Origin of the sequence: Amycolatopsis sp. NPDC005961 (assembly GCF_040629235.1) — a bacterium.
GTDB lineage: Bacteria > Actinomycetota > Actinomycetes > Mycobacteriales > Pseudonocardiaceae > Amycolatopsis > Amycolatopsis camponoti.
This window is the reverse complement of the sequence record NZ_JBEXVF010000087.1, coordinates 16,469-36,884: the sequence shown is the minus strand read 5'-3', so window position 1 is coordinate 36,884 and position 20,416 is coordinate 16,469. Positions and strand designations below refer to the sequence as shown.

The 20,416-nt window shown below is 72.5% G+C and carries 21 protein-coding genes; 10 read left to right on the top strand and 11 right to left on the bottom strand.

The annotated features are described in order from the left end of the window. Positions 1 to 254: 254 nt before the first annotated feature. The 3 genes from ABZ342_RS43120 (at position 255) to ABZ342_RS43110 (ending at position 3,336) form a co-directional block, all read left to right on the top strand. A complete protein-coding gene (locus ABZ342_RS43120) occupies positions 255 to 1,757 on the top strand; it encodes an FAD-dependent oxidoreductase (protein WP_360486166.1) in 1,503 nt (500 codons plus the stop codon). Between the two features lie 96 nt (positions 1,758 to 1,853). Continuing rightward, positions 1,854 to 2,867: a DNA topoisomerase IB gene (locus ABZ342_RS43115; protein ID WP_360486163.1), complete on the top strand. Its 1,014-nt coding sequence runs from the start codon at positions 1,854 to 1,856 to the stop codon at positions 2,865 to 2,867. Between the two features lie 133 nt (positions 2,868 to 3,000). Then, positions 3,001 to 3,336, top strand: a complete 336-nt coding sequence (locus ABZ342_RS43110) for a hypothetical protein (RefSeq protein WP_360486160.1) — start codon at positions 3,001 to 3,003, stop codon at positions 3,334 to 3,336. A gap of 76 nt (positions 3,337 to 3,412) precedes the next feature. Here ABZ342_RS43110 and ABZ342_RS43105 read toward each other — a convergent pair whose 3' ends face one another. Both ABZ342_RS43105 and ABZ342_RS43100 read right to left on the bottom strand, forming a co-directional pair. After that, a complete protein-coding gene (locus ABZ342_RS43105; protein ID WP_360486157.1) occupies positions 3,413 to 3,790 on the bottom strand; it encodes a VOC family protein in 378 nt (125 codons plus the stop codon). Positions 3,791 to 3,794: 4 nt separating this feature from the next. Next, entirely contained in the window at positions 3,795 to 4,811 is a 1,017-nt protein-coding gene (locus ABZ342_RS43100; protein ID WP_360486154.1) for a YihY/virulence factor BrkB family protein, read from the bottom strand. 54 nt (positions 4,812 to 4,865) lie between these two features. Here ABZ342_RS43100 and ABZ342_RS43095 point away from each other — a divergent pair, with 54 nt between their 5' ends. Continuing rightward, complete coding sequence (locus ABZ342_RS43095) at positions 4,866 to 5,330, top strand: SRPBCC family protein (RefSeq protein ID WP_360486151.1); 465 nt, start codon at positions 4,866 to 4,868, stop codon at positions 5,328 to 5,330. A gap of 22 nt (positions 5,331 to 5,352) precedes the next feature. Here the strand turns inward: ABZ342_RS43095 and ABZ342_RS43090 are convergent, their stop codons facing one another. The 5 genes from ABZ342_RS43090 to ABZ342_RS43070 all read right to left on the bottom strand — a co-directional run bounded on the left by ABZ342_RS43090 (position 5,353) and on the right by ABZ342_RS43070 (position 11,101). Further along, on the bottom strand, positions 5,353 to 6,945 hold the full coding sequence (locus tag ABZ342_RS43090; protein WP_360486148.1) for an NAD(P)/FAD-dependent oxidoreductase: 1,593 nt from the start codon (positions 6,943 to 6,945) through the stop codon (positions 5,353 to 5,355). A 17-nt stretch (positions 6,946 to 6,962) separates the two neighbouring features. Next, positions 6,963 to 8,030 (bottom strand): NAD-dependent epimerase/dehydratase family protein, encoded by a 1,068-nt coding sequence (locus ABZ342_RS43085; protein WP_360486145.1) that lies wholly within the window; start codon positions 8,028 to 8,030, stop codon positions 6,963 to 6,965. A gap of 157 nt (positions 8,031 to 8,187) precedes the next feature. After that, positions 8,188 to 9,378: a zinc-dependent alcohol dehydrogenase gene (locus ABZ342_RS43080; protein WP_360486142.1), complete on the bottom strand. Its 1,191-nt coding sequence runs from the start codon at positions 9,376 to 9,378 to the stop codon at positions 8,188 to 8,190. Between the two features lie 79 nt (positions 9,379 to 9,457). Further along, positions 9,458 to 10,453: an inorganic phosphate transporter gene (locus ABZ342_RS43075; protein ID WP_155543624.1), complete on the bottom strand. Its 996-nt coding sequence runs from the start codon at positions 10,451 to 10,453 to the stop codon at positions 9,458 to 9,460. Next, positions 10,454 to 11,101 carry a DUF47 family protein gene (locus tag ABZ342_RS43070; protein WP_360486138.1) on the bottom strand — a complete coding sequence of 216 codons (648 nt, stop codon included), beginning with the start codon at positions 11,099 to 11,101 and terminating at the stop codon, positions 10,454 to 10,456. A gap of 171 nt (positions 11,102 to 11,272) precedes the next feature. Here ABZ342_RS43070 and ABZ342_RS43065 point away from each other — a divergent pair, with 171 nt between their 5' ends. Then, complete coding sequence (locus ABZ342_RS43065) at positions 11,273 to 11,878, top strand: NAD(P)H-dependent oxidoreductase (RefSeq protein WP_360486135.1); 606 nt, start codon at positions 11,273 to 11,275, stop codon at positions 11,876 to 11,878. A 4-nt stretch (positions 11,879 to 11,882) separates the two neighbouring features. Here the strand turns inward: ABZ342_RS43065 and ABZ342_RS43060 are convergent, their stop codons facing one another. Continuing rightward, positions 11,883 to 13,055, bottom strand: a complete 1,173-nt coding sequence (locus tag ABZ342_RS43060; RefSeq protein WP_360486132.1) for an FUSC family protein — start codon at positions 13,053 to 13,055, stop codon at positions 11,883 to 11,885. Between the two features lie 296 nt (positions 13,056 to 13,351). Here ABZ342_RS43060 and ABZ342_RS43055 point away from each other — a divergent pair, with 296 nt between their 5' ends. The 3 genes from ABZ342_RS43055 to ABZ342_RS43045 are packed head-to-tail and all read left to right on the top strand — an operon-like array spanning position 13,352 to position 14,561. Next, complete coding sequence (locus ABZ342_RS43055; RefSeq protein WP_360486129.1) at positions 13,352 to 13,777, top strand: DUF4383 domain-containing protein; 426 nt, start codon at positions 13,352 to 13,354, stop codon at positions 13,775 to 13,777. Further along, on the top strand, positions 13,774 to 14,202 hold the full coding sequence (locus ABZ342_RS43050) for a hypothetical protein (RefSeq protein WP_360486126.1): 429 nt from the start codon (positions 13,774 to 13,776) through the stop codon (positions 14,200 to 14,202). The genes ABZ342_RS43055 and ABZ342_RS43050 overlap by 4 nt, the downstream gene beginning before the upstream one ends. After that, entirely contained in the window at positions 14,199 to 14,561 is a 363-nt protein-coding gene (locus ABZ342_RS43045) for a VOC family protein (protein ID WP_360486123.1), read from the top strand. Before ABZ342_RS43050 ends, ABZ342_RS43045 begins: the two co-directional genes overlap by 4 nt. A 1-nt stretch (position 14,562) precedes the next feature. Here the strand turns inward: ABZ342_RS43045 and ABZ342_RS43040 are convergent, their stop codons facing one another. Together ABZ342_RS43040 and ABZ342_RS43035 are read right to left on the bottom strand one after the other, a co-directional pair. Further along, the gene (locus ABZ342_RS43040) at positions 14,563 to 14,997 is read right to left on the bottom strand and encodes a DUF6292 family protein (RefSeq protein ID WP_155543617.1); all 435 of its coding nucleotides are present in this window, start codon (positions 14,995 to 14,997) and stop codon (positions 14,563 to 14,565) included. A gap of 59 nt (positions 14,998 to 15,056) precedes the next feature. Further along, complete coding sequence (locus tag ABZ342_RS43035; protein WP_360486120.1) at positions 15,057 to 15,713, bottom strand: phosphoribosyltransferase family protein; 657 nt, start codon at positions 15,711 to 15,713, stop codon at positions 15,057 to 15,059. Positions 15,714 to 15,894: 181 nt separating this feature from the next. Here ABZ342_RS43035 and ABZ342_RS43030 point away from each other — a divergent pair, with 181 nt between their 5' ends. Next, a complete protein-coding gene (locus ABZ342_RS43030; RefSeq protein ID WP_360486117.1) occupies positions 15,895 to 17,334 on the top strand; it encodes a glycoside hydrolase family 76 protein in 1,440 nt (479 codons plus the stop codon). A gap of 50 nt (positions 17,335 to 17,384) precedes the next feature. Here ABZ342_RS43030 and htpG read toward each other — a convergent pair whose 3' ends face one another. Further along, a complete protein-coding gene (htpG, locus tag ABZ342_RS43025; RefSeq protein ID WP_196425366.1) occupies positions 17,385 to 19,289 on the bottom strand; it encodes a molecular chaperone HtpG in 1,905 nt (634 codons plus the stop codon). A gap of 163 nt (positions 19,290 to 19,452) precedes the next feature. On the opposite strand from htpG, the gene ABZ342_RS43020 reads away from it, so the two are divergent. Then, entirely contained in the window at positions 19,453 to 20,391 is a 939-nt protein-coding gene (locus ABZ342_RS43020; protein ID WP_360486113.1) for a ferulic acid esterase, read from the top strand. Positions 20,392 to 20,416: the final 25 nt, after the last annotated feature.

Here is a 20,416-nt window from a genome sequence, read left to right as displayed (position 1 = left end):
GCAAGGCCACCACCTCCTGCGGACACGGTAGACCCAGAGATCCCGCGCGGGTAGCCCAGCGGAGGCAGGACGAAACGCATGGTCACGCCCCGGCGAACTCCGGCGCGTCCACGCACGCCTGGTATTTCTGCGTCCTCTCGTGCTCGGTGTTAGCCGCCACGAACAGCTGTGCTGTTCCGCCTACCCGGCTCCGATCGGCCGAATCGGCCCGTCCGGCCGAGTTTCGGCCCACCCGCAGCGGGCATCCCGCGCGCATGACCGCACTGCCCGAACCGCTTTCCCTCTGGGTCGAGACCGCGCCCGCGCCGGACCGCACCGGGGTGCCGCTGCCCGCGGAGGCCGACGTCGTGGTGCTCGGCGGGGGCATCGCCGGGCTCACCACCGCCGTGCTGCTCGCCCGCGCCGGGCGGTCGGTCGTCGTGCTGGAGGCGGAGCGGGTCGCCGCCGGGGTGTCCGGCCACACCACGGCGAAGGTCAGCGCCCAGCACGGAGCGAAGTACGCCGAGCTGGCGTCCCGGCACGGCGCGGACGCTGCCGGGATCTACGCCGCGTCGCAGGCGGCCGCCCTCGAGTGGATCGCGGCGACGGCGGCCGACGACGGGATCGACTGCGGCTTCACCCGCGAAGACAGCTACGTCTACACGACGCGCGAAGACACCGTCGACTCGCTCAAGCGGGAGGCGGACGCCGCCGCGGCCGCCGGGCTGCCCGCGTCCTTCGTCGAAGACGTCCCGCTCGACGTGCCCGCGCTCGGCGCGGTCCGGACCACCGGGCAGGCCCACTTCCACCCGCGCCGGTGGCTGCTCGGGCTCGCCGCCGGGATCGAGCGCGCCGGCGGCACGGTCGTCGAACACGCCCGCGCGACCGCGCTGAACGGGCATATCGTCCGCACCTCGCGCGGCGACGTCGTGGCGGGCGAAGTCGTCGTCGCGACCCACTACCCGGTGCTCGACCGCGGCCTGTACTTCGCCCGGCTCGAGCCGGTCCGCGACCTCGTCGTGGCGGGCCCGGCGGCCGGGAACGCCCCGCCGGCGGGCATGTTCCTCGACACCGACACGCACCACTCCGTGCGCGGGTACACCGAGCGGGGCACGCCGATGGTGATCGCCGGCGGCGAGCACTACCGCGTCGGGGCGCACGTGAACGTCGGGCGCCGGTACGGCCGGCTCGCGGACTGGGCGGACGCGCACGCGGGCCTGCACCGCGTGACCCACCGCTGGTCGGCCCACGACATGTCCACTCCGGACGGCATGCCCTACATCGGCCGGTACCTGCCGGGGACGAAGCACCTCCGGGTGGCCACCGGGTTCGGCCAGTGGGGCATGACCGGCGGCACCGCGGCCGGGCACATCCTCGCGGCGGGGATCCTCGGCGAGCCGCACCCGGCCGCGGACCTGTTCGACCCCAGCCGGTTCGACGCCCGCTCGGTGCTCGGCGTGGCCGAGGACAACCTCACCGTCGCGCGGTACCTGATCGGCGACCACGTCGCCGCGCTGTGGCGGACGGAGAAGCTCGACGATCTCCGGCCCGGCGACGCGGCGGTCGTGCGCGTCGGCGGCGAGCTCGTCGCCGCCCACCGCGACGAAACCGGCCGGCTGCACACCGTGGGCGCGCACTGCACCCACCTCGGCTGCCTGGTTTCGTTCAACGACGCGGAAAAGACGTGGGACTGCCCCTGCCACGGCTCACGGTTCGGCGTCGACGGCGAAGTCGTGCAGGGCCCGGCGGTCCGGCCGCTGCGCCCCGGGCCCGCGTGAGCCGCCTGCGCTTCCTCACGATGGACGTGCCACCTGGCCCGGGTGATCTCCCCAGGCCGCGGGTTTTCCCGGTACACCGGGCGGGTATTCGCGCCGATGGGACGCACCAGACTCCGGCGCAGTGACCTGCGCGGCCCGGGTATCCGGCGGGTCCGCCGCGGGCGCGGGTTCTCCTACGCCACCTCCGATGGCGAGCCGGTCACCGACGCGGAGCTGCTCACCCGGATCAAGGACCTGGTCATCCCGCCCGCGTGGCGGGACGTGTGGATCTGCCCCTACCCGAACGGGCACGTCCAGGCCGTCGGGACCGACGACGCGGGCCGGCGCCAGTACCTCTACCACGAGCAGTGGCGCCGGGACCGCGACGAGGAGAAGCACGACCGCGTGCTGGCGATGGCCCGCCGGCTCCCGGACTGGCGGGCGGCGGTCGAGGCCGACCTGGCCGGGCGCGGCCTCACCCGGGAGCGGGTCCTCGCGGCGGCGCTGCGGATGCTCGACCGAGGGGTCTTCCGCACCGGCGGCGAGGAGTACGCGGAGGAGAACGGCACCCACGGCGTCGCGACGCTCCTGCGTTCCCACGCGGCGGTCCGCGGCGACGAGTGCCGGTTCTGCTACGTCGCCAAAGGCGGTCTCGACCGCGAAGTGGCGATCCGGGACGCCGCGCTGGCCTCGGTGGTGAAGTCGCTGTTGCGCAGCCGGGCGGGCAGTGACCGGCTGCTCGTGTACCGCGCGGGCCGGACGTGGCACGAGGTGCACGCGGCCGACGTCAACGAGCGGTTCAAGGAGCTGGCCGGCGACGACTGCACCGCGAAGGACCTGCGCACCTGGAACGCGACGGTGCTCGCGGCGACCGCGTTCGCCACGGCGGACCCACCCGCGTCGGAGGCCGCCCGCAAACGCGCGGAGGCGGGCGTGATGAAAGAGGTCTCACGGGCGCTCGGCAACACCCCGGCGGTATGTCGATCGTCCTATGTGGACCCGCGGCTGGTCGAGGCGTACCGCGACGAGCGCACGATCGCGCCGGCGCTGAAGCGGGCCGCACGCCTCGAGGGCGACGACGCGCGGGCCGTGCTGGAGAAGGCGTGCGCGCGGTTGCTCTGCCGCGCGTGATTGAACATCACCCGGGCGGGGAAACCGTCCGATGGTTCCGCACCGACGAGGGACAGGAGACACGGTGAGTGAGCGACGATCCACCCGTCCGTGTACTGGTCCGCCAACCCGTTCTTCCGGGAGCGTGGGACCGATGAATCCCGACACCTCTTCCGTGCGCTGGCGCGCGTCGATCGCCTTGGCGGTCGGCGGCGACGGCCCGGTCTCGAGCATCGTGGAGTCCGATCACGGGAGCGAGGGCTCGGCCCGGGAGTGGATCGAGCGGAAGCTGCCGGGCACGAGGTTCCCGGCGTGGATCCCGGCCGCCCGGCGCGCCGACGGCGTGGAGTTGTTCGGCCGGGTCGCCCGCGGACGGGTCGTCACGGGCCGGCTACTGCCGACGTGGGAGTCCGAGGGCACTCAGGTGTGGCACGCGGACCGGGCCGGCGATCAGGTGTCGTGGCGCCGCTGCGCGGCCGAGACCGACTGAGACTGCTGCCGGTACCGGACTACCGTGGCCGAGGTCGCCGCGGCCGGACACGTCATGAACGGGTCACAGCTTTCAGTCAGGCCCCCACATCCGTGCGCAGCAAGCAGAACTCGTTCCCCTCCGGGTCCTGCAGCACCTCCCAGGACTCACTTCCGTCCTGACCGACGTCCGCCCGTCGCGCGCCCAGCGCCAGCAGCCGGGCCAGCTCCGTCTCGTGGTCGCAGCCCGCCGGGCTCACGTCCAGGTGCAACGGCAGCTTCCCGCCGCGAGGGTTCGCCGTCCGGGCCAGCACCAGCGTCGGCGGTCCGGCTCCGAAGCGGCCACCGGGCGGGCCCAGCTCGAGGCCGTCCGGCTCGTGGCCGACGACCTCGTAGCCGAGCACCGCGCACCAGAACTCCGCGAGCCGGTCGGGGTCCCGGCAGTCCAGCACGAGCTCGGTGATCCGGCAGGCCATCCGCTCAGCTCCGTTCGGCTTCCCGCGCCACGTCCGCGGCTTCGTCGTCGTCCATCGCCTTCGTGTCGCGCGGGGGCAGGAACGGCTCTTCCTGGTCTTCCGCACGCCCCGCCTCGATCGTGCGCCCGCGGGCCACCTCGGCGTCCAGCTCCGCCCCCAGCAGCACGGCGAGGTTCGAGATCCACAACCATACAAGGAACACGATCACCCCGGCCAGCGAACCGTAGGTCTTGTTGTACGAGCCGAAGTTCGCGACGTACAACGCGAATCCCGCCGACGCCAGCACCCACAGCACCACGGCCACCAGCCCGCCCGGGGTCAGCCACTTGAACCCCGGCTGCCGCACGTTCGGCCCGACCCAGTACAGCAACGCGAAGGCCAGGCTCACGAGCAGCGCGATCACCGGCCACTTCGCGATCTCCCAAACCAGGACGCCCGTCGAGCCGAGTCCGATCAGGTCACCGATCCGGCGGGCGACCGAGCCGGTCGCCACCACGCCCAGCGCGCACGCCGCCAGCAGCACGACGATGCCGATCGTCAGGCCGACCCGCAGCGGGATCGTCTTCCAGATCGGGCGTCCTTCGGGCATGCCGTAGATCGAGTTCGACGCGCGCATGAACGCGCCGACGTACCCCGACGCCGTCCACAGCGCACCGAGCAGGCCGATGATCGCCAGCGGCCCGGCCAGGCCGCGCGAGCCGGCCAGCTCCTTGATCGCGCCGACGAGGATGTCCTTGCCCTGGCCCGGAACGACCTGGTTGATGGAGTCGATCACCGTCTGGATCGCGGTCGGGCCCAGCAGCCCGAGGATCGCCGTGAGCACGATGATGCCCGGGAACAGCGACAGCACGGCGTAGTAGGTGAGCGCCGCCGCCCAGTCGGTCAGGTTGTCCCGGTTGAACTGCTTGAAGGTGCGCTTGAGCACCGCGCCCCACGTCCGCTTGGACAGTTCGCCCGGTCCGTCGGGCTCTTTCCGTGTTCTGGCCACCATTGCCGCCTCCTGCTTCGTCGGCGCAGGCATACCCCGTCCGCGACGGGGTACTCCTGGCTCGCCGCCGACGAGCAGGAGGAAGCCGTGACCGAGGTCAGCCGCGTGATCGACGTGCCACCCGAGGCCGTGTTCGAGGTTCTCGCCGACGGCTGGCTCTACGCCGGCTGGGTGGTCGGGAGCTCGCACATCCGAGATGTCGACCTGGACTGGCCGCGGGTGGGTTCGCGGATCCACCACAGCGTGGGCCCGTGGCCGGTGCACATCCAGGACGAGACGGTCGTGACGGCGGTCGAGCCGGGCCTGTCGCTGTCGCTGGAGGCGCGGGGCTGGCCGCTCGGCGCGGCGGCGGTCGGGCTCACGCTCGTGCCGCACGGCGAAGGGACCCTGGTCCGGATGACCGAGCACATCGTCCGCGGGCCGGGGAAGGTGCTGCCGGCGGCCCTGCAGTCGCTGCTGATCAAGCCGCGCAACACCGAGTCACTGGCCCGGCTGGCCGACCTGGCGACGGGCAAGCACGCCCGCGCGGAGAGCGGCCACCCGCGCCCGTGACGCTCGAAGCCGGACCGCGGGGTCAGCCGTAGATCGCGCGGTGCGCCGCCCGGATCACGGCCGCGTATCCCCCGCCCAGCCGGCCGCCTCGCGCCAGGGCCGCCCGGGCCGCGTTCGCTCCCGGGCCGCCGTGCACCGCGCCGCCCGGGTGCGCCGACGCTCCCGCCAGGAACAGCCGGTCCACCGGCGTGTCCGCGCGGCCCGTCCCCGGTACCGGGCGGAAGAACAGCTGCTGGTGGATCGCCGTCGTCCCCGCGTTGATCGCGCCGCCCACCAGCCCCGGGTTGCGGTCCGCGAGCTCGGCGGGCCCCTGCACGTACCGGGCCTTGATCAGGGCGGTGAACCCCGGCGCGTTCGCCTCGACCGTCTCCTCGATGCGCTTGGCCCGCCGCTCCAAGGCCGCGCGGTTCTCCATCGTGCCGCGCGGCACGTGCGTGTACGCCCACGCCGCCTCCGTGCCCGCCGGCGAACGCGTCGGGTCGGTCGTGGTCATCTGACCGAGCAGCAGGAACGGGCGGCGCGGCGTCCGACCGCGGGCCAGCTCGCCCCCGAACGCCGAGAGCCCGTCGAGGTCCGTGCCGAGGTGGACGGTGCCCGCGCCCCGGGCGCCCGGTGCCGTCCACGGGATCGGGGCGGACAACGCCCAGTCCACCTTCACCGTCGCGCTGTCCCATTCGAACTTGCCGAGGTCCTCGACCAGCCGCGGCGGCAGCCATTCCTCCCCCACCAGCTCGCGGTACAGCAGCGGCGCGGGCACGTCGGCGAGCACGGCCTTGCGCGCCCGGACCGGGTCGCCGTCGGCGTCGCGCACGCCGAGCGCGCGGCCGTCGCCGACGAGGACCTCCCGCACCGGGCGTCCACAGTGGACCTGACCGCCGCGGGACTCCAGCCGCCGCACCAACGCCGAGATCAGCTCGCCGGCGCCGCCTTCGGGGACCGGGAACCCTTCGTCCTGCCCGATCATCGCGAGCAGCCAACCGAAGACCGCGCTGCCCGCGTTGTCGACGGACAGGTCGCTGTGCGCGGAGTTCCCCGCCACCAGCAGCCGGCCGCCTTCGCCGTCGAACAGCTCGTCGCCGAACCGGCGGGCGGGCAGCGTCAGCATGCGCGCGAGGCGCAGCGCGTCCGCCGTACCGGTGCGGCGCAGCAGCTTCAGCGCCGGGCGGACCGGCGGGAACGGCGTGAACAACGCGTTCAGCAGGGGCTCGCGGATGTCCCCCCACTCCTCGAACAGCCGCTTCCACGCGTCGCCGTCGCCGGGCGCGAACTCGTCGACCGACGCCGCCGTGCGGTCGACGTCCCGGGACAGCACCACGCTCCGGTCGTCGGGCAGGACGTGCGCCAGGACGTCGGGCGCGTGCCGCCACCGCAGGCCGTGCTCCTCCAGCCGCAGGCTCTTGATCGCCGGCGACACCGCGGTCAGCGGGTAGAAGGCGCTGAACAGGTCGTTGCGGAAGCCGGGCTCGGTGACCTCGGCGGTCCGCACCGCACCGCCCGGGTGGTCCGCGGCCTCCAGCACGAGCACCGACCAGCCCGCGTCCGCGAGGACGTTCGCCGCGACCAGGCCGTTGTGCCCCGCGCCGATCACGACGGCGTCGACGGCTTCGGTACTCACTGGCGGCCTCCCGGAACTCAGGACTGCGACTGGTGGCTCGGCCCGACCCGGACGAGGGAGCGGAGCCGGGCCAAGGCCCCGTCGCGGCGCGGCGGAGCCAGGGGCGCACTCGCCGCCCCCGCACCCGAGCGGAGCCCGGCGACCAGCTCGCCGACCGCGGACGCGGCGTCGTACCGAGGTTGCCAGCCCAGCGCGGTCTCCGCCAGCGTCGTGTCGGCGAGCGCGGCCCGGTCGGCGAGCTCGAGCCAGCCCGGGTGCAGCGGCAGCGCGCCGGTCCACCACGCGGCCCGGGCCGCGACCTGCACCAACGGCTTCGGTACCGGCATGCGGACGCCGCCGACGATCGCGGCCAGCGTGTCGGCGTCCAGCACCTCGGGCGCGGCGAGGTTGACCGCGCCGGTGAAGCGGGTGTCGAGGATGCGCCGGATCGCGTCGGCGACGTCGGAGGTGTGCACGGCCTGCGCGCGCAGGTCCGTCCACAGCGGAACCGGCAGCCCGCGGCCGCCGACGAGCCGGGCGGGCACCACGGGGTCGAGCAGCCAGCGCGCGAACTCGCCCGCCGCCCGCCGGTGCAGGACGGCGCACGGCCGCAGCCGCGCGACACCGACCTCCGGGTGCCGCTCCTCGAACCGGTCGAGCAGGGTTTCCAGCGCGGCCTTGCCCCGGCTGTAGGCGCTGTGCGCGATTCCGGTGCAGGGATGCGCTTCGGGCACCTTCTCCCGGCGCGGCGCGGGTCCGTAGGCGGCCACCGAAGACGCGACGACCAGGTGCGGCACGCCGGCGGCCGCGACCGCGGACAGGACGTGCCGGGTCCCGTGGTCGTTCGTGCGCCACATCGGCGGGTCACCGCGCACCGGCGAGATCGCCCACGCGAGGTGGACGACGGCGTCGGCGCCCTCGAACAGCTCGGTCAGCTCGCGATCCGCCCCGGGCTCGCCGACGTTGACGGCGCGCCACCCCGCGGCGCGATAGGGCTCGGCCGTCGTGTCGGGCAGCCGCCGGGCGAGACCGACGACGTCGTGGTGGCCGGGTTCGAGGGCGTCGAGCAGCGCTGTCCCGACGTTGCCGGTGGCTCCGGTGATCACAATCCGCACCCCCGGTGCGTACCCCGTCACGCCCAGGTGAAACCAGACGAGGTGGCGCGGGATCCGCCGGTGCCGGTTGCGGCAAAGGTCAGGCCTGCGGCCAGTACGAAGTGGACAGTGCCGGCCGGTCCCGGGGCTGGCGTACTCCTCCCGAGGGTTACTTCTCGGGCTGCAGCAGGATCTTCTGGGCGCCGTCGAGCTTCTTCTGGAAGATCTCGTACGCCCTCGGCGCCTCGGACAGCGGCAGCTTGTGGGTGGCGAAGCCCTCGACGCCCAGCGGGTCGCCGTCGGCGGTCAGCACCGGCATGATGTCGTCGAGCCAGTGGCGGACGTTGGCCTGGCCCATCCGCAGCTGGACCTGCTTGTCGAACAGCTCCATCATCGGCATCGGGTCGACCATGCCGCCGTAGACGCCGGACAGCGAGATCGTGCCGCCGCGGCGGACGCTGTCGATGGCCGCGTACAGCACGCTCATGCGGTCGATGCCGGCCTTCTCGGTGATCTTCGCGCCGACGGCCTGCGGGAGCAGGTTGACGAGGTTGTGCGCGAACCTGCCGACCGGCGCGCCGTGGGCTTCCATGCCGACGGCGTCGATGACGGAGTCGGCGCCGCGGCCGTTCGTGAGCTGGCGGATGGCTTCGCCGATGTCCTTGTGGTCGCGGGTGTCGATGGCGAGGGCGCCGTGCTCGCGGGCCCGGGCGAGCCGCTCGGGCACGAGGTCGACGCCGATCACCTGGCCGGCGCCGCGGTGCCGGGCGATCCGGCAGCTCATCTGCCCGATCGGCCCGAGCCCGAAGACGACGACCGTGCCGTCCTTCGGGACGTTCGCGTACTCGACGGCCTGCCACGCCGTGGGCACGACGTCGGAGAGGTAGACGAACCGCTCGTCCGGCGGGCCCTCCGGGACCTTGATCGGGCCGTACTGCGCCTGCGGGACACGCAGGTACTCGGCCTGGCCGCCGGGGACCTGGCCGTAGAGCTTGGTGTAGCCGAGCAGCGCGGCCCCCTTGCCCTGCTCCTTGACCTGGGTGGTCTCGCACTGCGACTGCAGACCGCGTTCGCACATCCAGCAGTGGCCGCAGGAGATGTTGAAGGGGATCACGACGCGGTCGCCGGGCTTGATGCCGCTGACGGCGTCCCCGACTTCTTCGACGACGCCCATCGGCTCGTGGCCGAGGATGTCGCCTTCGGTCATGAACGCGCCCAGGACTTCGTAGAGGTGCAGGTCGGAGCCGCAGATCCCGGTCGAGGTGACGCGGATGACCGCGTCGGTGGACTCCTCGATCTTCGGGTCCGGCACCTCCTCGACGCGGACGTCGCGCTTGCCGTGCCAGGTGACTGCCTTCATGGCTCTCCCATTCCGCGTGCGGGTCTCGTCGGGCTCTCTCGAGCCCCGGTTTCCCGCGCGGGGAGCAGGCAAACGCGCCTCAGGTGAGCGCGTCGGCCACCAGGTACACCGCGGCCGCGACCGCCGCCGCGGCGGGGAACGTCAGCACCCAGCCCAGCACGATGTCCCGCGCGATCCCCCACCGCACCGCCGACAGCCGCCGGGTGGCACCCACCCCCATGATCGCCGCCGTGATCACGTGGGTCGTCGAGATCGGGGCCTTCACCGCGAACGCCGTCACGTACAACACCGACGACGCCACCGACTCCGCGACGAAACCGTGCGGCGGGTCCAGGGGAAACACGCGCCGGCCCAGGGTCCGCATGATCCGGAGCCCGCCCGAATAGGTACCCAGCGACAACGCCGCGGCGCACAGCAGCGTGGCCCACAACGGCACGTCGAACGTCTTCTGCTCGCCCGCCGCCACCAGCGCCAGGACGATCACGCCCATGCCCTTCTGCGCGTCCTGGAGACCGTGGCCGAGGGCGAGCGCCGACGCCGAGAGAATCTGGAACCGGCGGAACACCCGGCCGCTGCGGTGCGGGTTGGCGCGCCGCAGCAGCCACAGCGCCGCGACCATGGCGAAGTAGCCGAGCCCCAGCCCGAGCAGCGGCGACGCCACCATCGGGATCAGCACCTTCTCGCCGATCCCGGCCCAGTGCACGGTGCTCGCGGCGGCCAGCGCCGCGCCGACCATCCCGCCGATCAGCGAGTGCGAAGACGACGACGGGAGCCCGAAGTACCAGGTGGTCAGGTTCCAGGTGATCGCCCCGGCGAGCGCGGCGAACACGACCGTGAGCGCGTCCGGGCCGGCCGGGACGTCGATGATGCCCTTGGCCACCGTCGCGGCGATGCCGGTCGACAGCAGCGCGCCCGCCAGGTTCATCACCGCCGCCAGCAGCAGCGCCGCGCGCAGGGTCAGCGCCCGGGTCGACACCGCGCTCGCGATCGCGTTCGCCGCGTCGTGGAACCCGTTGGTGTAGTCGAAGAAGAGCGTCAGGACGATCACGACGACCAGGGCGGCGGTGCCCGTCACTCAGGACTCCTTGACCGCGATGGTCTGCACCACGTCGGCGACGTGCTCGAACGCGTCGGCCGCCAGCTCGAACTGCTCGACGACCTCCTTGGTCTTCAGCACCTCGAGGGCGTCCCCGCCCGGCTCGAACAGGTGAGCCAGGATGCGCCGGTAGATCCGGTCGGCCTCGTTCTCCAGCTCGTTGATCTCGATCCAGTACGGCTCCAGGTCCCCCACCTTGGCCAGCCCGGGCATCGACGTCGCGGTCAGCTCGGCGCAGCGGGACAGCACCCGGACCAGCAAGTCGGTGCCCGGCGGGAAGGCCCCGAGGCGGTACAGCACGGCCAGGTCCGCCGCGGTGTCCATGAAGTCGAGCGCGTCGTCGATCTTCCCGGCCAGCGCCTGGATGTCCTCGCGGTCGAACGGCGTGACGAACGAGCTGTTCAGCTCCACCATGATCGTGTGCATCAGCTCGTCCCCGTGGTGCTCGACCTCGTGCAGGCGCTTCGCGAGGGGTTCCCGGTCGGCCGGTTCGGCGGCGACGAGATCGTGCAGCACCGCGGTGGCGGTCACCAGGTTTCTCGCCGCATCGGTGAGCAGGTCGAAGAACCGGGTACCCCGAGGGGTGAACCGCATGAAGAGCCGTCCCTTCGTCGACGCGACCGCCACGGGCGGCGGTACTCCTTCCGGGGCACATTCAACAGGTGTCCGCCGGGAACCGCAGCGGTAATCGCTCACGCGTGCTGCCGGGGTGTTTGCGATCACCGGGGCCGGGTAGCCGCACCAGCGACCAGCCCGTGGCTTCCCGCCGGGCGCCGGCACGGATCCACGGAGGCAGTCATGACCCTGCGCGTCCTCGCGCTGACCTGCACGCTCAAGCCGTCGCCGTCGAAGTCGAGCAGCGACCTCATCGCGCGTCAGCTGCTCGACCTCTTCGCCGAGCGCGGCGCCACGGGCGAGGTCGTCCGGGTCGTCGACCACGACGTGCGCCCCGGCGTGGAAGCCGACATGGGATCCGGCGACGGGTGGCCGGAGATCCGCCGGAAGATCGCCGCCGCGGACATCCTGCTCGTCGCCACCCCGACCTGGGTCGGCCACATGTCGAGCGTCGCGCAGCGCGTCCTCGAGCGGCTGGACGCCGCGTTGTCCGAAACGGACGACGAAGGCCGGCCGGCGATGTTCGGCAAGGTGGCGGTCGCGGCGGTCGTCGGCAACGAGGACGGCGCCCACAAGATCATCGCCGACCTGTTCCAGGCCCTGAACGACGTCGGCTTCACGGTGCCCGCACAGGGCGGCACGTACTGGAACGGCGAAGCCATGCAGGGTGGCGACTACCAGGACCTCGACGAGACGCCGAAGGCCGTGGCCTCGGCGAACGCGACCCTGGTCCGCAACGCCGTGCACCTGGCGACCCTGCTCGGGGAGCGGCGGTACCCGGCGTCGTGACCGGTCAGCGGTCTTCCAGCTTTTCCACCAGCAGCCGCGCGGGGAGCGTCATCGTGCCCAGGCCCAGGCGGGCCGGCACCCCGTCCTCCTCCGCCGTCACCAGCCGCTCCTCCAGCTTCTCCAGCAGGGCGCGGCACTCCTCCAGGTCGACCGGCGCCCCGGCCACGGCCACCGCCTGGACGGCACCGGCCAGCAGGTGCACCAGGTCCGCCAGCGACTCCCGCGCGTCCGGCCACGGGTACTCGAACGGGTGCTGCTCGCGCCGGACCGCGGTGGCGTGCACCGCGGTGATCAGCTGGGACACCGAAGGCCACAACGCGATCAGCGTCCGAAGTGGACGCTCGTGGCGCGCGCCGGCCTTCGGGCGGCCGCGGCGGAGGTTGAGCAGCCGCCCTTCCCGCGTCAGGCCGGCCGCCTCTTCGGCCGCCAGCACCTGGCTTCGCGCGTCCTGGGCCTGGGACAGCAGGTCGTCGAGGTTCCCCGGCTCGTCGCGGCGGACCAGGTCGGAAAGCGACTCGAGGAGGTCCGCCAGTGCCGTCGCGAGCCGGTCGGCCGCCGTGGCCAGGCGTTCGCCGTAGAGCGGCGGGAAGATCAAGGTGTTCACCGCGACGCCGATGGCCGCGCCGATCGCCGTCTCCAGGAGGCGGTCGCCCATCAGCGCCGGGTCCCGCGCCGTGCCGTAGGAAACCAGCAGCATGCCGGTGACGCCGACCCAGACCCCCGAATCCCCGAAGCGCCGCCAGTTGCCCGCGAGCAGGCCCACGAACACGACCACGGCGAGCGCGACAGCCTGCGACGGGATCAGCTGACCGGCCACCGCGGCGAGGAGCACGCCGGTGGCCACCGAGCCGACCTGCTGGACCCACCCGCGCATCGACCGGTACACGGTCGCCTCCACGAGGAAGATCGCCGCGTACGGGGCGAGGAACGGCTGCGGCAGCTTCAGCACCAGCGTCGCCAGCAGCCACGCCCCGGTCGCCGCCAGCGTGGCCTTGGCCGCCTGGACGACGATCCGGCGTTCGCGGCCCGGCACCCGCAGCGCGCGGGCGAACCAGCCCAGCGGCGTCCGGTCGCGCCGTTCGGCCTCCCCCGGCGCGAAGGCGGCGGCCAGGCCGCGCTTGACGTCGTCGCCCGCCTTCAGCCGGAGGGCGCGGGCGCGGTCACGCCGTCCGGTCATCCCCCACCTCCTCGGTGTCGCTCCCTGTTACCCGCGCGCGCCCCGGCCGACACGCGGGGTCTCAGGTCCACTTCGGACACTTCAGCTTCCGCGTTTGGGCCCGTGAGGACGGGGTAGCCGCCGAGGAACGTCCCTCTGAAGACCAGGGGCCCGCGTCCTGGCTGCAGGGACCGGCGCGGGTCCCGGCCACGGGCCGGTCGGCGGGCCCACCAGCTCCGCCGTCCGGCCTCTTCCCTTCCCCGTTTGCCGGTCACGACGCCGGGTATCCGCCCTTGAACGCCGAAGGAGACTCCTCTATGACGTCCGCCGAGACCCGCTCGCGCAGCGGCGCGGCCTTGCTTCGCCCGGCCGTCGCGTTGCTCGGGCTGCTCTACCTCGCGCTGGGGATCGCCGGGTTCCTGACGCCGGGAACGCCGGCACTCGGGATCTTCGGCGTGACCGCGTTGCTCAACCTCGTCCACGCCGTCGTCGGCGTGCTCGGGCTGCTCGCCGCGACGCGGCGCACCGGCTCGATCATCTACTGCTGGGTGGTCTTCACCGCCTTCGCCGGGATGACCGCTTACGGCGTCCTGGCGGCGGCCTTCGGCAACCCGGAGGACCCGATCGCCATCAACTGGGCGGACAACGTGCTGCACGGTCTCACCGCGGTCGCCGGGCTGGTGCTCGGGATCGCCGGGGCCCGCGCCACCGCCCCCCACCCGACGAAGGGCACGAGCGCATGACGACCACGGATCCGGCGGCGACGGAACCCGCCGTCGTCGTGCACTACCGCCTGCGCGCGGAGTTCGCCGTCGGGTTTCCCCCGCTCCGCCGCGCACTGGGTCCCCGCAGCGGGCTGGAGCTCGACGCGGACGGCCTGCGCGTCCGGCTCGGACCGTGGTTCGTCTCGACCCCGCTGAGCAACGTCGCCGGCGCCGAAGCCAGTGGCCCGTACCACCCGCTTCGCGGTCTCGGCGTCCGATTGTCGCTCGCCGACCGCGGCCTGACTTTCGGCACGACGACCGAAGGCGGGGTGTGCGTGCGGTTCCACGAGCCGGTGCCGGGCATCGACCCGTGGGGCCTGATCCGCCACCCGGGACTGACGGTCACGGTGGCCGAGCCCGACCTGGTCGCCGAGGCGATCAACCGGGCGGTGGAGCGGGCGTGAGCACCCTGGGAATCCTGGCCGTCGCGGTCGACTGCCGCCGGCCGGACCGGCTGGCCGAGTTCTGGGAAAAGGCGCTGGGGACGGGGAAGACGCGGACCTGGACCGACTCCCACGGGGTGACCTACCGGCAGCTGGACCTCGACGACGGACCGGCCTTGCTGTTCCAGCCGGTACCCGAGGAGAAGGCCGGTAAGAACCGGCTGCACCTCGACCTGGCCCCGGCGACCGGCGACCAGCGCGCCGAGGTGGCGCGGTTGGTGATGCTGGGCGCGAAGGTTCTCGACGATCCCCCCGACGACCCGTGGATCGTGCTCGCGGACCCGGAGGGCAACGAGTTCTGCGTCCTCCCGCCGCGCTGACTCAGGCTTGGCCCTCGGGCAGGCAGACGTCGTCGCCCGCATACGTGGCGAGCCGTTCGTCGAAGCCGTCCGGGGCCCCGGGTCTCCGGAAGTCCGGCGGATCCGGCTGCCCGGGGTAGCTGTCGCCGTAGAGCCCGCGCACGAACGCCACGACCGCTTTCGGGGCCGGCAGCACGTCTTCGCCGAGGTAGGCGAGCACGACGACGTCGTCGCCGGTCGCCGACTCCACCGCCGCGGCCCAGCCGTCGCGCTCGTCCCACAGCAGTGCCGTTTCGTGCTCCGGGAATCGCGCGAGCCGCTGCTCCAGCGCGAGGTACGCCGTGGCAGGCGCGTCCACCTCGCAGAACCAGGCGGGCGCGTCCAGCTCGGCCGCGATGGCCAGCAGGTACTGTCTCAGTCCGCGCGCCGCGGCCCCGAGTCCGTCCCGTTCGATCATCACGCGCCTGCCCATCTCACTCGGTATCCCCGCCGGGTGGTACCCCACGGCCCATCCGGTCAACCCCGGCGTTCCCCCAGGTGGAGCAGCAGGTCAAGGACATCTTCGTCACTCGTCTGGCGGAAATCCGCGTACCACTGGCCGACGGCGCGAAAGTCCGGCGGTTCGGTGACGCAGACGACCTCGTCCGCTTCGGACCGCAACCCCGCGGCCGCGCCCGGGGCGCCGACCGGCGCCGCGAACACGACGGTCCGCGGGTTCCCGGCCCGCACGTCGCGCAGGGCCGCCGTCGCGGTGACGCCGGTCGCGAGCCCGTCGTCGACGAGGATGACGTCGCGACCGGCGACGGCGGCGGCGGGCCGCCCGGCCCGGTAGCGCCCGAGGCGGCGGCGCGCCTCCGCGCGTTCCCGGCGTTCCACCCGCGCCATCCGGGCCGCGGTGAGCTCGAGCCCGCGCAGGATCGCTTCGTCGTAGATCGCGGGGCCGTCCGGGGTCACCGCGCCGACGCCGAACTCGCGCCGGCCGGGCGCCCCGATCTTGCGCGCCACCGCGACGTCGAGCTCGGCGCCGAGCCGCCGCGCGACCACGGCGGCCACCGGGACGCCACCGCGGGCGAGGCCGAGCACGAGCGGGCCGGACCAGGTGCGGCGGGCCAGCTCCGCGGCCAGCCGGCGGCCGCCGTCCTCGCGATCGGCGAAGACCCGCTGGCCGTCCATGCCGCTCCCTCCGCGTCGGCCACCAGGGTAAGCCCGCGCTTCCCGGCCGGACGTCGTCGAAATCCGTCAGGGCCGGGGGTCATCGCGGGAATTCTGTCCGAAACCTGTCCAACGAAGGACTGGACCAATATTATTAGCTCCCGAAAATGGAAGCATCGCCCTTCGGCGCGGAAGGTGACAGATGAGCTTCCTGATCCCCCTGCTGACCGTGGTCCTGGCGGCTACCCCCGCTCCGGCCCCCTCCCCGGCCGCCGCTCCCCTCGCGGCGATCTGCGACAAGTACTGCGACGCCAGGGATCCCGCACTCTCCCCCGGCGACCGCGAAGGCGCGTCAGCGTCCATCAGCGGCCGCCGGCTCTCCCTGCACCTCGACGACGGCGACGACATGGGCTGGGCCGCGATCACCGGCGGTGCGGCCGGCGACCACGTCTGGCTGGACCGCTCGTTCGACGCCGGGCGCACGTGGGCGTCGGGCAGCAAGCTCGGCGACACCGCGACGCCGTCGGGTTCGACCGGCTGGCGGACGCTGATGTACAACGCCGACGACTGGAACAACCGCGGTGTCGGCCTGCTGCGCGCCTGCGGGCAGCCCGCGGGTTCGGGGAGCATCGCCTGCACCGGCTGGGCGCGCCCGACGTGGAACGCCTGGGACCGGCGCACCGCGGCCGCGACGGCGCTGATGGAGCGCTACAACCAGGGCACCGGCCTCTTCGACACGACCGGCTGGTGGAACTCGGCCAACGCGCTGACCGCGATCATCGACAACGCCCGCATCAGCGGCATGGGCAGCTACCGCTACGCGATCGACACGACGTACACGAAGAACCTCGGCGCCCAGGGCGGCCAGTTCCGCAACGACTACCTCGACGACACCGGCTGGTGGGGCCTGGCCTGGGTGGACGCGTACGACCTGACCGGCGACAGCAAGTACCTCAACACCGCGCGCGCCGACGCGGACCACATGTTCGCCTACTGGGACGGCGTCTGCGGCGGCGGGGTCTGGTGGAGCACGAGCCGCACCTACAAGAACGCGATCCCGAACTCGCTGTACATCCAGCTGAACGCGGCCCTGCACAACCGGATCCCGGGCGACACGGCGTACCTGGCGCGAGCGCGCGCGGGCTGGAGCTGGTTCGCCGGCAGCGGCATGATCAACGGCTCGAACCTGGTCAACGACGGGCTGACCACGTCGACGTGCGCCAACAACGGCCAGGCGGTCTGGTCCTACAACCAGGGCGTGCCGCTGGCGGCGCTGACCGAGCTGAACCGCGCGACGGGTGACGCGAGCCTGCTGACGAAGGCCCGCGCGATGGCGAACGCGTCGACCACGAACGGCTCCCTGAACCCCGGCGGCATCCTCCGCGACCCGGGCGAGTCGGCCGGCGGCGGTGGCGCGGACGGGCCGACGTTCAAGGGCGTGTACGCCCGGGACCTGGCGACGCTCAACTCGGCGCTCTCGGACCACCCGTACACGAGTTACCTGCAGCGCCAGGCGAATTCGGCGTACGCGAACGACCGGAACAGCGCGGACGCGTACGGCCTGCTGTGGGCGGGCCCGTTCGACCAGGCCGACGCCGCCCGCCAGCAGACCGCACTGGACCTGATGAACGCGGCCCCCTGACCGCGACGGGAGGTCTTGAACGAGTCGTTCAAGACCTCCCGGGCGTCACCTCAGAGCGTCTTCTCCAGGCGGCTGGCCAGGAGCTTGATGAACCGGGCCGGGTCGCCCAGCTCGCCACCCTCGGCCAGCAGCGCCATGCCGTACAGCAGCTCCGCCGTCTCCGTCAGCCCGGCGTCCTCCGGCCGCGCCGCGTGTGCCTCGCGCAGGCCGGTGACCAGGCCGTGCTCGGGGTTCAGCTCCAGGATCCGCTTGATCGGCGGCAGCTCCTGCCCCATCGCGCGGTACATCTTCTCCAGCGTCGGCGACAGGTCGTGCGTGTCCCCGACGATGCACGCCGGCGACGTCGTCAGCCGCGACGAGAGCCGGACCTCCTTGACGTCGTCACCCAGCGCCGTGCCCATCCACGACAGCAGGCCCTCGAAGTCCTTGTTCTGCTGCTCGCGGGCGACCTCGGTGGCCTTCTTGTCCTCGTCCGACTCGAGGTCGACCTGGCCCTTGGCGATCGACTGGAACTGCTTGCCGTCGAAGCCCGGCACCGCGTCGACCCACATCTCGTCGATCGGGTCGGTCAGCACCAGCACCTCGTAGCCCTTGGCCCGGAACGCCTCCATGTGCGGGGAGTTCTCGATCGCGGACCGCGACTCGCCGGTCATGAAGTAGATGTGCTCCTGGCCGTCCTTCATCCGCTCGACGTACTCGCGCAGCGAAGTCGGCTTCTCCGCGTCGTGCGTCGAAGCGAACGACGAGATCTCGAGGATGGCCTCCCGGTTCTCGAAGTCGTCGAGCAGGCCCTCCTTGACCGCCCGCCCGAACTCCCGCCAGAACGTCGCGTACTTCTCGGCGTCGGCGGTCATCATCGTCTTGACCGTCGAGAGGACCTTCTTCACCAGGCGACGGCGGATCAGCTGGATCTGCCGGTCCTGCTGCAGGATCTCGCGCGAGACGTTCAGCGAGAGGTCCTGCGCGTCGACGACGCCCTTGACGAACCGCAGGTACTCGGGGACGAGCGACTCGCAGTCGTCCATGATGAAGACGCGCTTCACGTACAGCTGCACGCCGCGCTTGCGCTCCCGCAGGAACAGGTCCATCGGCGCGTGCGAGGGCAGGAACAGCAGAGCCTGGTACTCGAACGTGCCCTCGGCCTGCAGCCGGATGGTCTCCAGCGGGTCCTGCCAGTCGTGGCTGACGTGCTTGTAGAACTCGTGGTACTCGGCCTCGGTGACCTCGCTCGACGAGCGCGCCCACAGCGCCTTCATCGAGTTGACGGTCTCGGTCTTCGGCTCCTCGCCCTCGGCGGCCTCGCCCGCCATGCGGATCGGCCAGGTGATGAAGTCGGAGTACTTCTTGACGATCTCCCGGATCTTCGCCGGGGACGTGTAGTCGTAGAGGTGGTCCTCGGCGTCCTCGGGCTTGAGGTGCAGGGTGACCGTGGTGCCCTGGGGCGCGTCTTCGACGGGTTCGATCGTGTACGTGCCTTCGCCGGTCGACTCCCAGCGGACGCCTTCGGTGGTGCCCGCCTTGCGCGTCACCAGGGTGACCTTGTCCGCGACCATGAAGCTCGCGTAGAACCCGACCCCGAACTGGCCGATCAGGTCCTGCGACGCCGCCGAGTCCTTGGCTTCCTTGAGCTTGGTCAGGAAGTCCGCGGTGCCGGACTTGGCGATCGTGCCGATGAGCGCGACGACCTCGTCGCGCGTCATGCCGATGCCGTTGTCGCGCACCGTCAGGGTCCGCTCGGCCGCGTCCGTCTCGAGCGCGATGTGCAGGTCGGACGTGTCCGCGCCGAGGTCCTTGTCGCGGTACGACTCCAGCCGCAGCTTGTCGAGGGCGTCGGAGGCGTTGGACACGAGCTCCCGCAGGAACGTGTCCTTGTTCGAGTAGATCGAATGGATCATCAGCTGGAGCAGCTGACGCGCTTCCGACTGGAACTCCAGCGTTTCGATCGGGGTGGTCACTTCCGGTCCTTTCGGGTGCGACGGCCGAGGTGGGCCGATCCTACCGAGGCGGTCCGACATTCCCGGTGCTCACCCGGTCGCGCACTTTATGAACGCAATGTAGGTGGGCCCCGGCTCCCGGGGTGATGCTGGCCACGCCCCGCTGCCGATCAAGGAGGATCGAGTGCCCGGACCCCTGCCCCGGTGGGCGGCCGCGTTCGCCGCGGCCTGCGCCCTGACCACCGCCTTCGCCGCTCCCGCCGCCGCGTCGGCCGTCGTCGACCACCCCGTCCGCACCACCGGCTGCGGCCGCGCCGCGCCGGTGCCGGCCGGGGTGACGACCACCCGGCACGTCGTCTCCGGCGGGCTCGACCGCGAGTACACCGTGCACCTGCCGGCGCACTACAGCCCACGCCGGGCGTACCCGCTGGTCCTGTCGTTCCACGGGCACAAGCGCACGTCGCAGTACCAGGAGGAATTGTCCGGTTTCTCGACGCTGGACGCGATCTCGGTCTACCCGCAGGGCCTGATCGGCACCGACGGCGAGTCGGCCTGGACCGGCGCGCCCTACTCGGCCGCCGCCGACGACGTCCTGTTCACCAGCGACCTGCTGAACTCGCTGCAGCGCGAGCTGTGCGTCGACAACGACCGGATCTTCGCGGCCGGGAAGTCCAACGGCGGCGGGTTCGTCGGCGTGCTGGCGTGCCGGCTGCCCGGCCGGATCGCGGCGTTCGCCCCGGTGTCGGGAGCGTTCTACCCGCAGGGCGGCGCCTGCTCGCCGAGCCGCCCGGCATCGATCCTCGACTTCCACGGCACCGCCGACACGACCATCCCCTACGCGGGCAACCCGGCGAAGGGCCTGCCCGCCATCCCCGACTGGCTGGCGGCATGGTCCACAAGGGACGGTTGCTTCCCGAAGCCCGTGTCGTGGACTCCGGTCGAGGGCGTCGTCGCGCAGAAGTGGCTCGGCTGCGACCGGCGGAGCACGCTCGAGCACTACCGCGTCGAAGGTGCCGGGCACGTCTGGCCGAGCACGCAGCCGAACAACGACTCGGCCACGCCGACGGTGATCGACGCGACGCCGGTCATCTGGCGGTTCTTCCGCACGCATCCGCTGCGGTGAAACACGATTGACGCACCTCTTTCCT

Bases quoted from the DNA above. Each gene is read 5' to 3' on its own strand.
- ABZ342_RS43055 (WP_360486129.1), top strand. From the start codon at position 13,352: ATGACGTCCGCCGAGACCCGCTCGCGCAGCGGCGCGGCCTTGCTTCGC.
- ABZ342_RS43110 (WP_360486160.1), top strand. From the start codon at position 3,001: ATGAATCCCGACACCTCTTCCGTGCGCTGGCGCGCGTCGATCGCCTTG.
- ABZ342_RS43120 (WP_360486166.1), top strand. From the start codon at position 255: ATGACCGCACTGCCCGAACCGCTTTCCCTCTGGGTCGAGACCGCGCCC.
- ABZ342_RS43060 (WP_360486132.1), bottom strand. From the start codon at position 13,055: ATGACCGGACGGCGTGACCGCGCCCGCGCCCTCCGGCTGAAGGCGGGC.
- ABZ342_RS43080 (WP_360486142.1), bottom strand. From the start codon at position 9,378: ATGAAGGCAGTCACCTGGCACGGCAAGCGCGACGTCCGCGTCGAGGAG.
- ABZ342_RS43100 (WP_360486154.1), bottom strand. From the start codon at position 4,811: ATGCCTGCGCCGACGAAGCAGGAGGCGGCAATGGTGGCCAGAACACGG.
- ABZ342_RS43065 (WP_360486135.1), top strand. From the start codon at position 11,273: ATGACCCTGCGCGTCCTCGCGCTGACCTGCACGCTCAAGCCGTCGCCG.
- ABZ342_RS43030 (WP_360486117.1), top strand. From the start codon at position 15,895: ATGAGCTTCCTGATCCCCCTGCTGACCGTGGTCCTGGCGGCTACCCCC.
- ABZ342_RS43035 (WP_360486120.1), bottom strand. From the start codon at position 15,713: ATGGACGGCCAGCGGGTCTTCGCCGATCGCGAGGACGGCGGCCGCCGG.
- ABZ342_RS43040 (WP_155543617.1), bottom strand. From the start codon at position 14,997: ATGATCGAACGGGACGGACTCGGGGCCGCGGCGCGCGGACTGAGACAG.
- ABZ342_RS43050 (WP_360486126.1), top strand. From the start codon at position 13,774: ATGACGACCACGGATCCGGCGGCGACGGAACCCGCCGTCGTCGTGCAC.
- ABZ342_RS43115 (WP_360486163.1), top strand. From the start codon at position 1,854: ATGGGACGCACCAGACTCCGGCGCAGTGACCTGCGCGGCCCGGGTATC.
- ABZ342_RS43105 (WP_360486157.1), bottom strand. From the start codon at position 3,790: ATGGCCTGCCGGATCACCGAGCTCGTGCTGGACTGCCGGGACCCCGAC.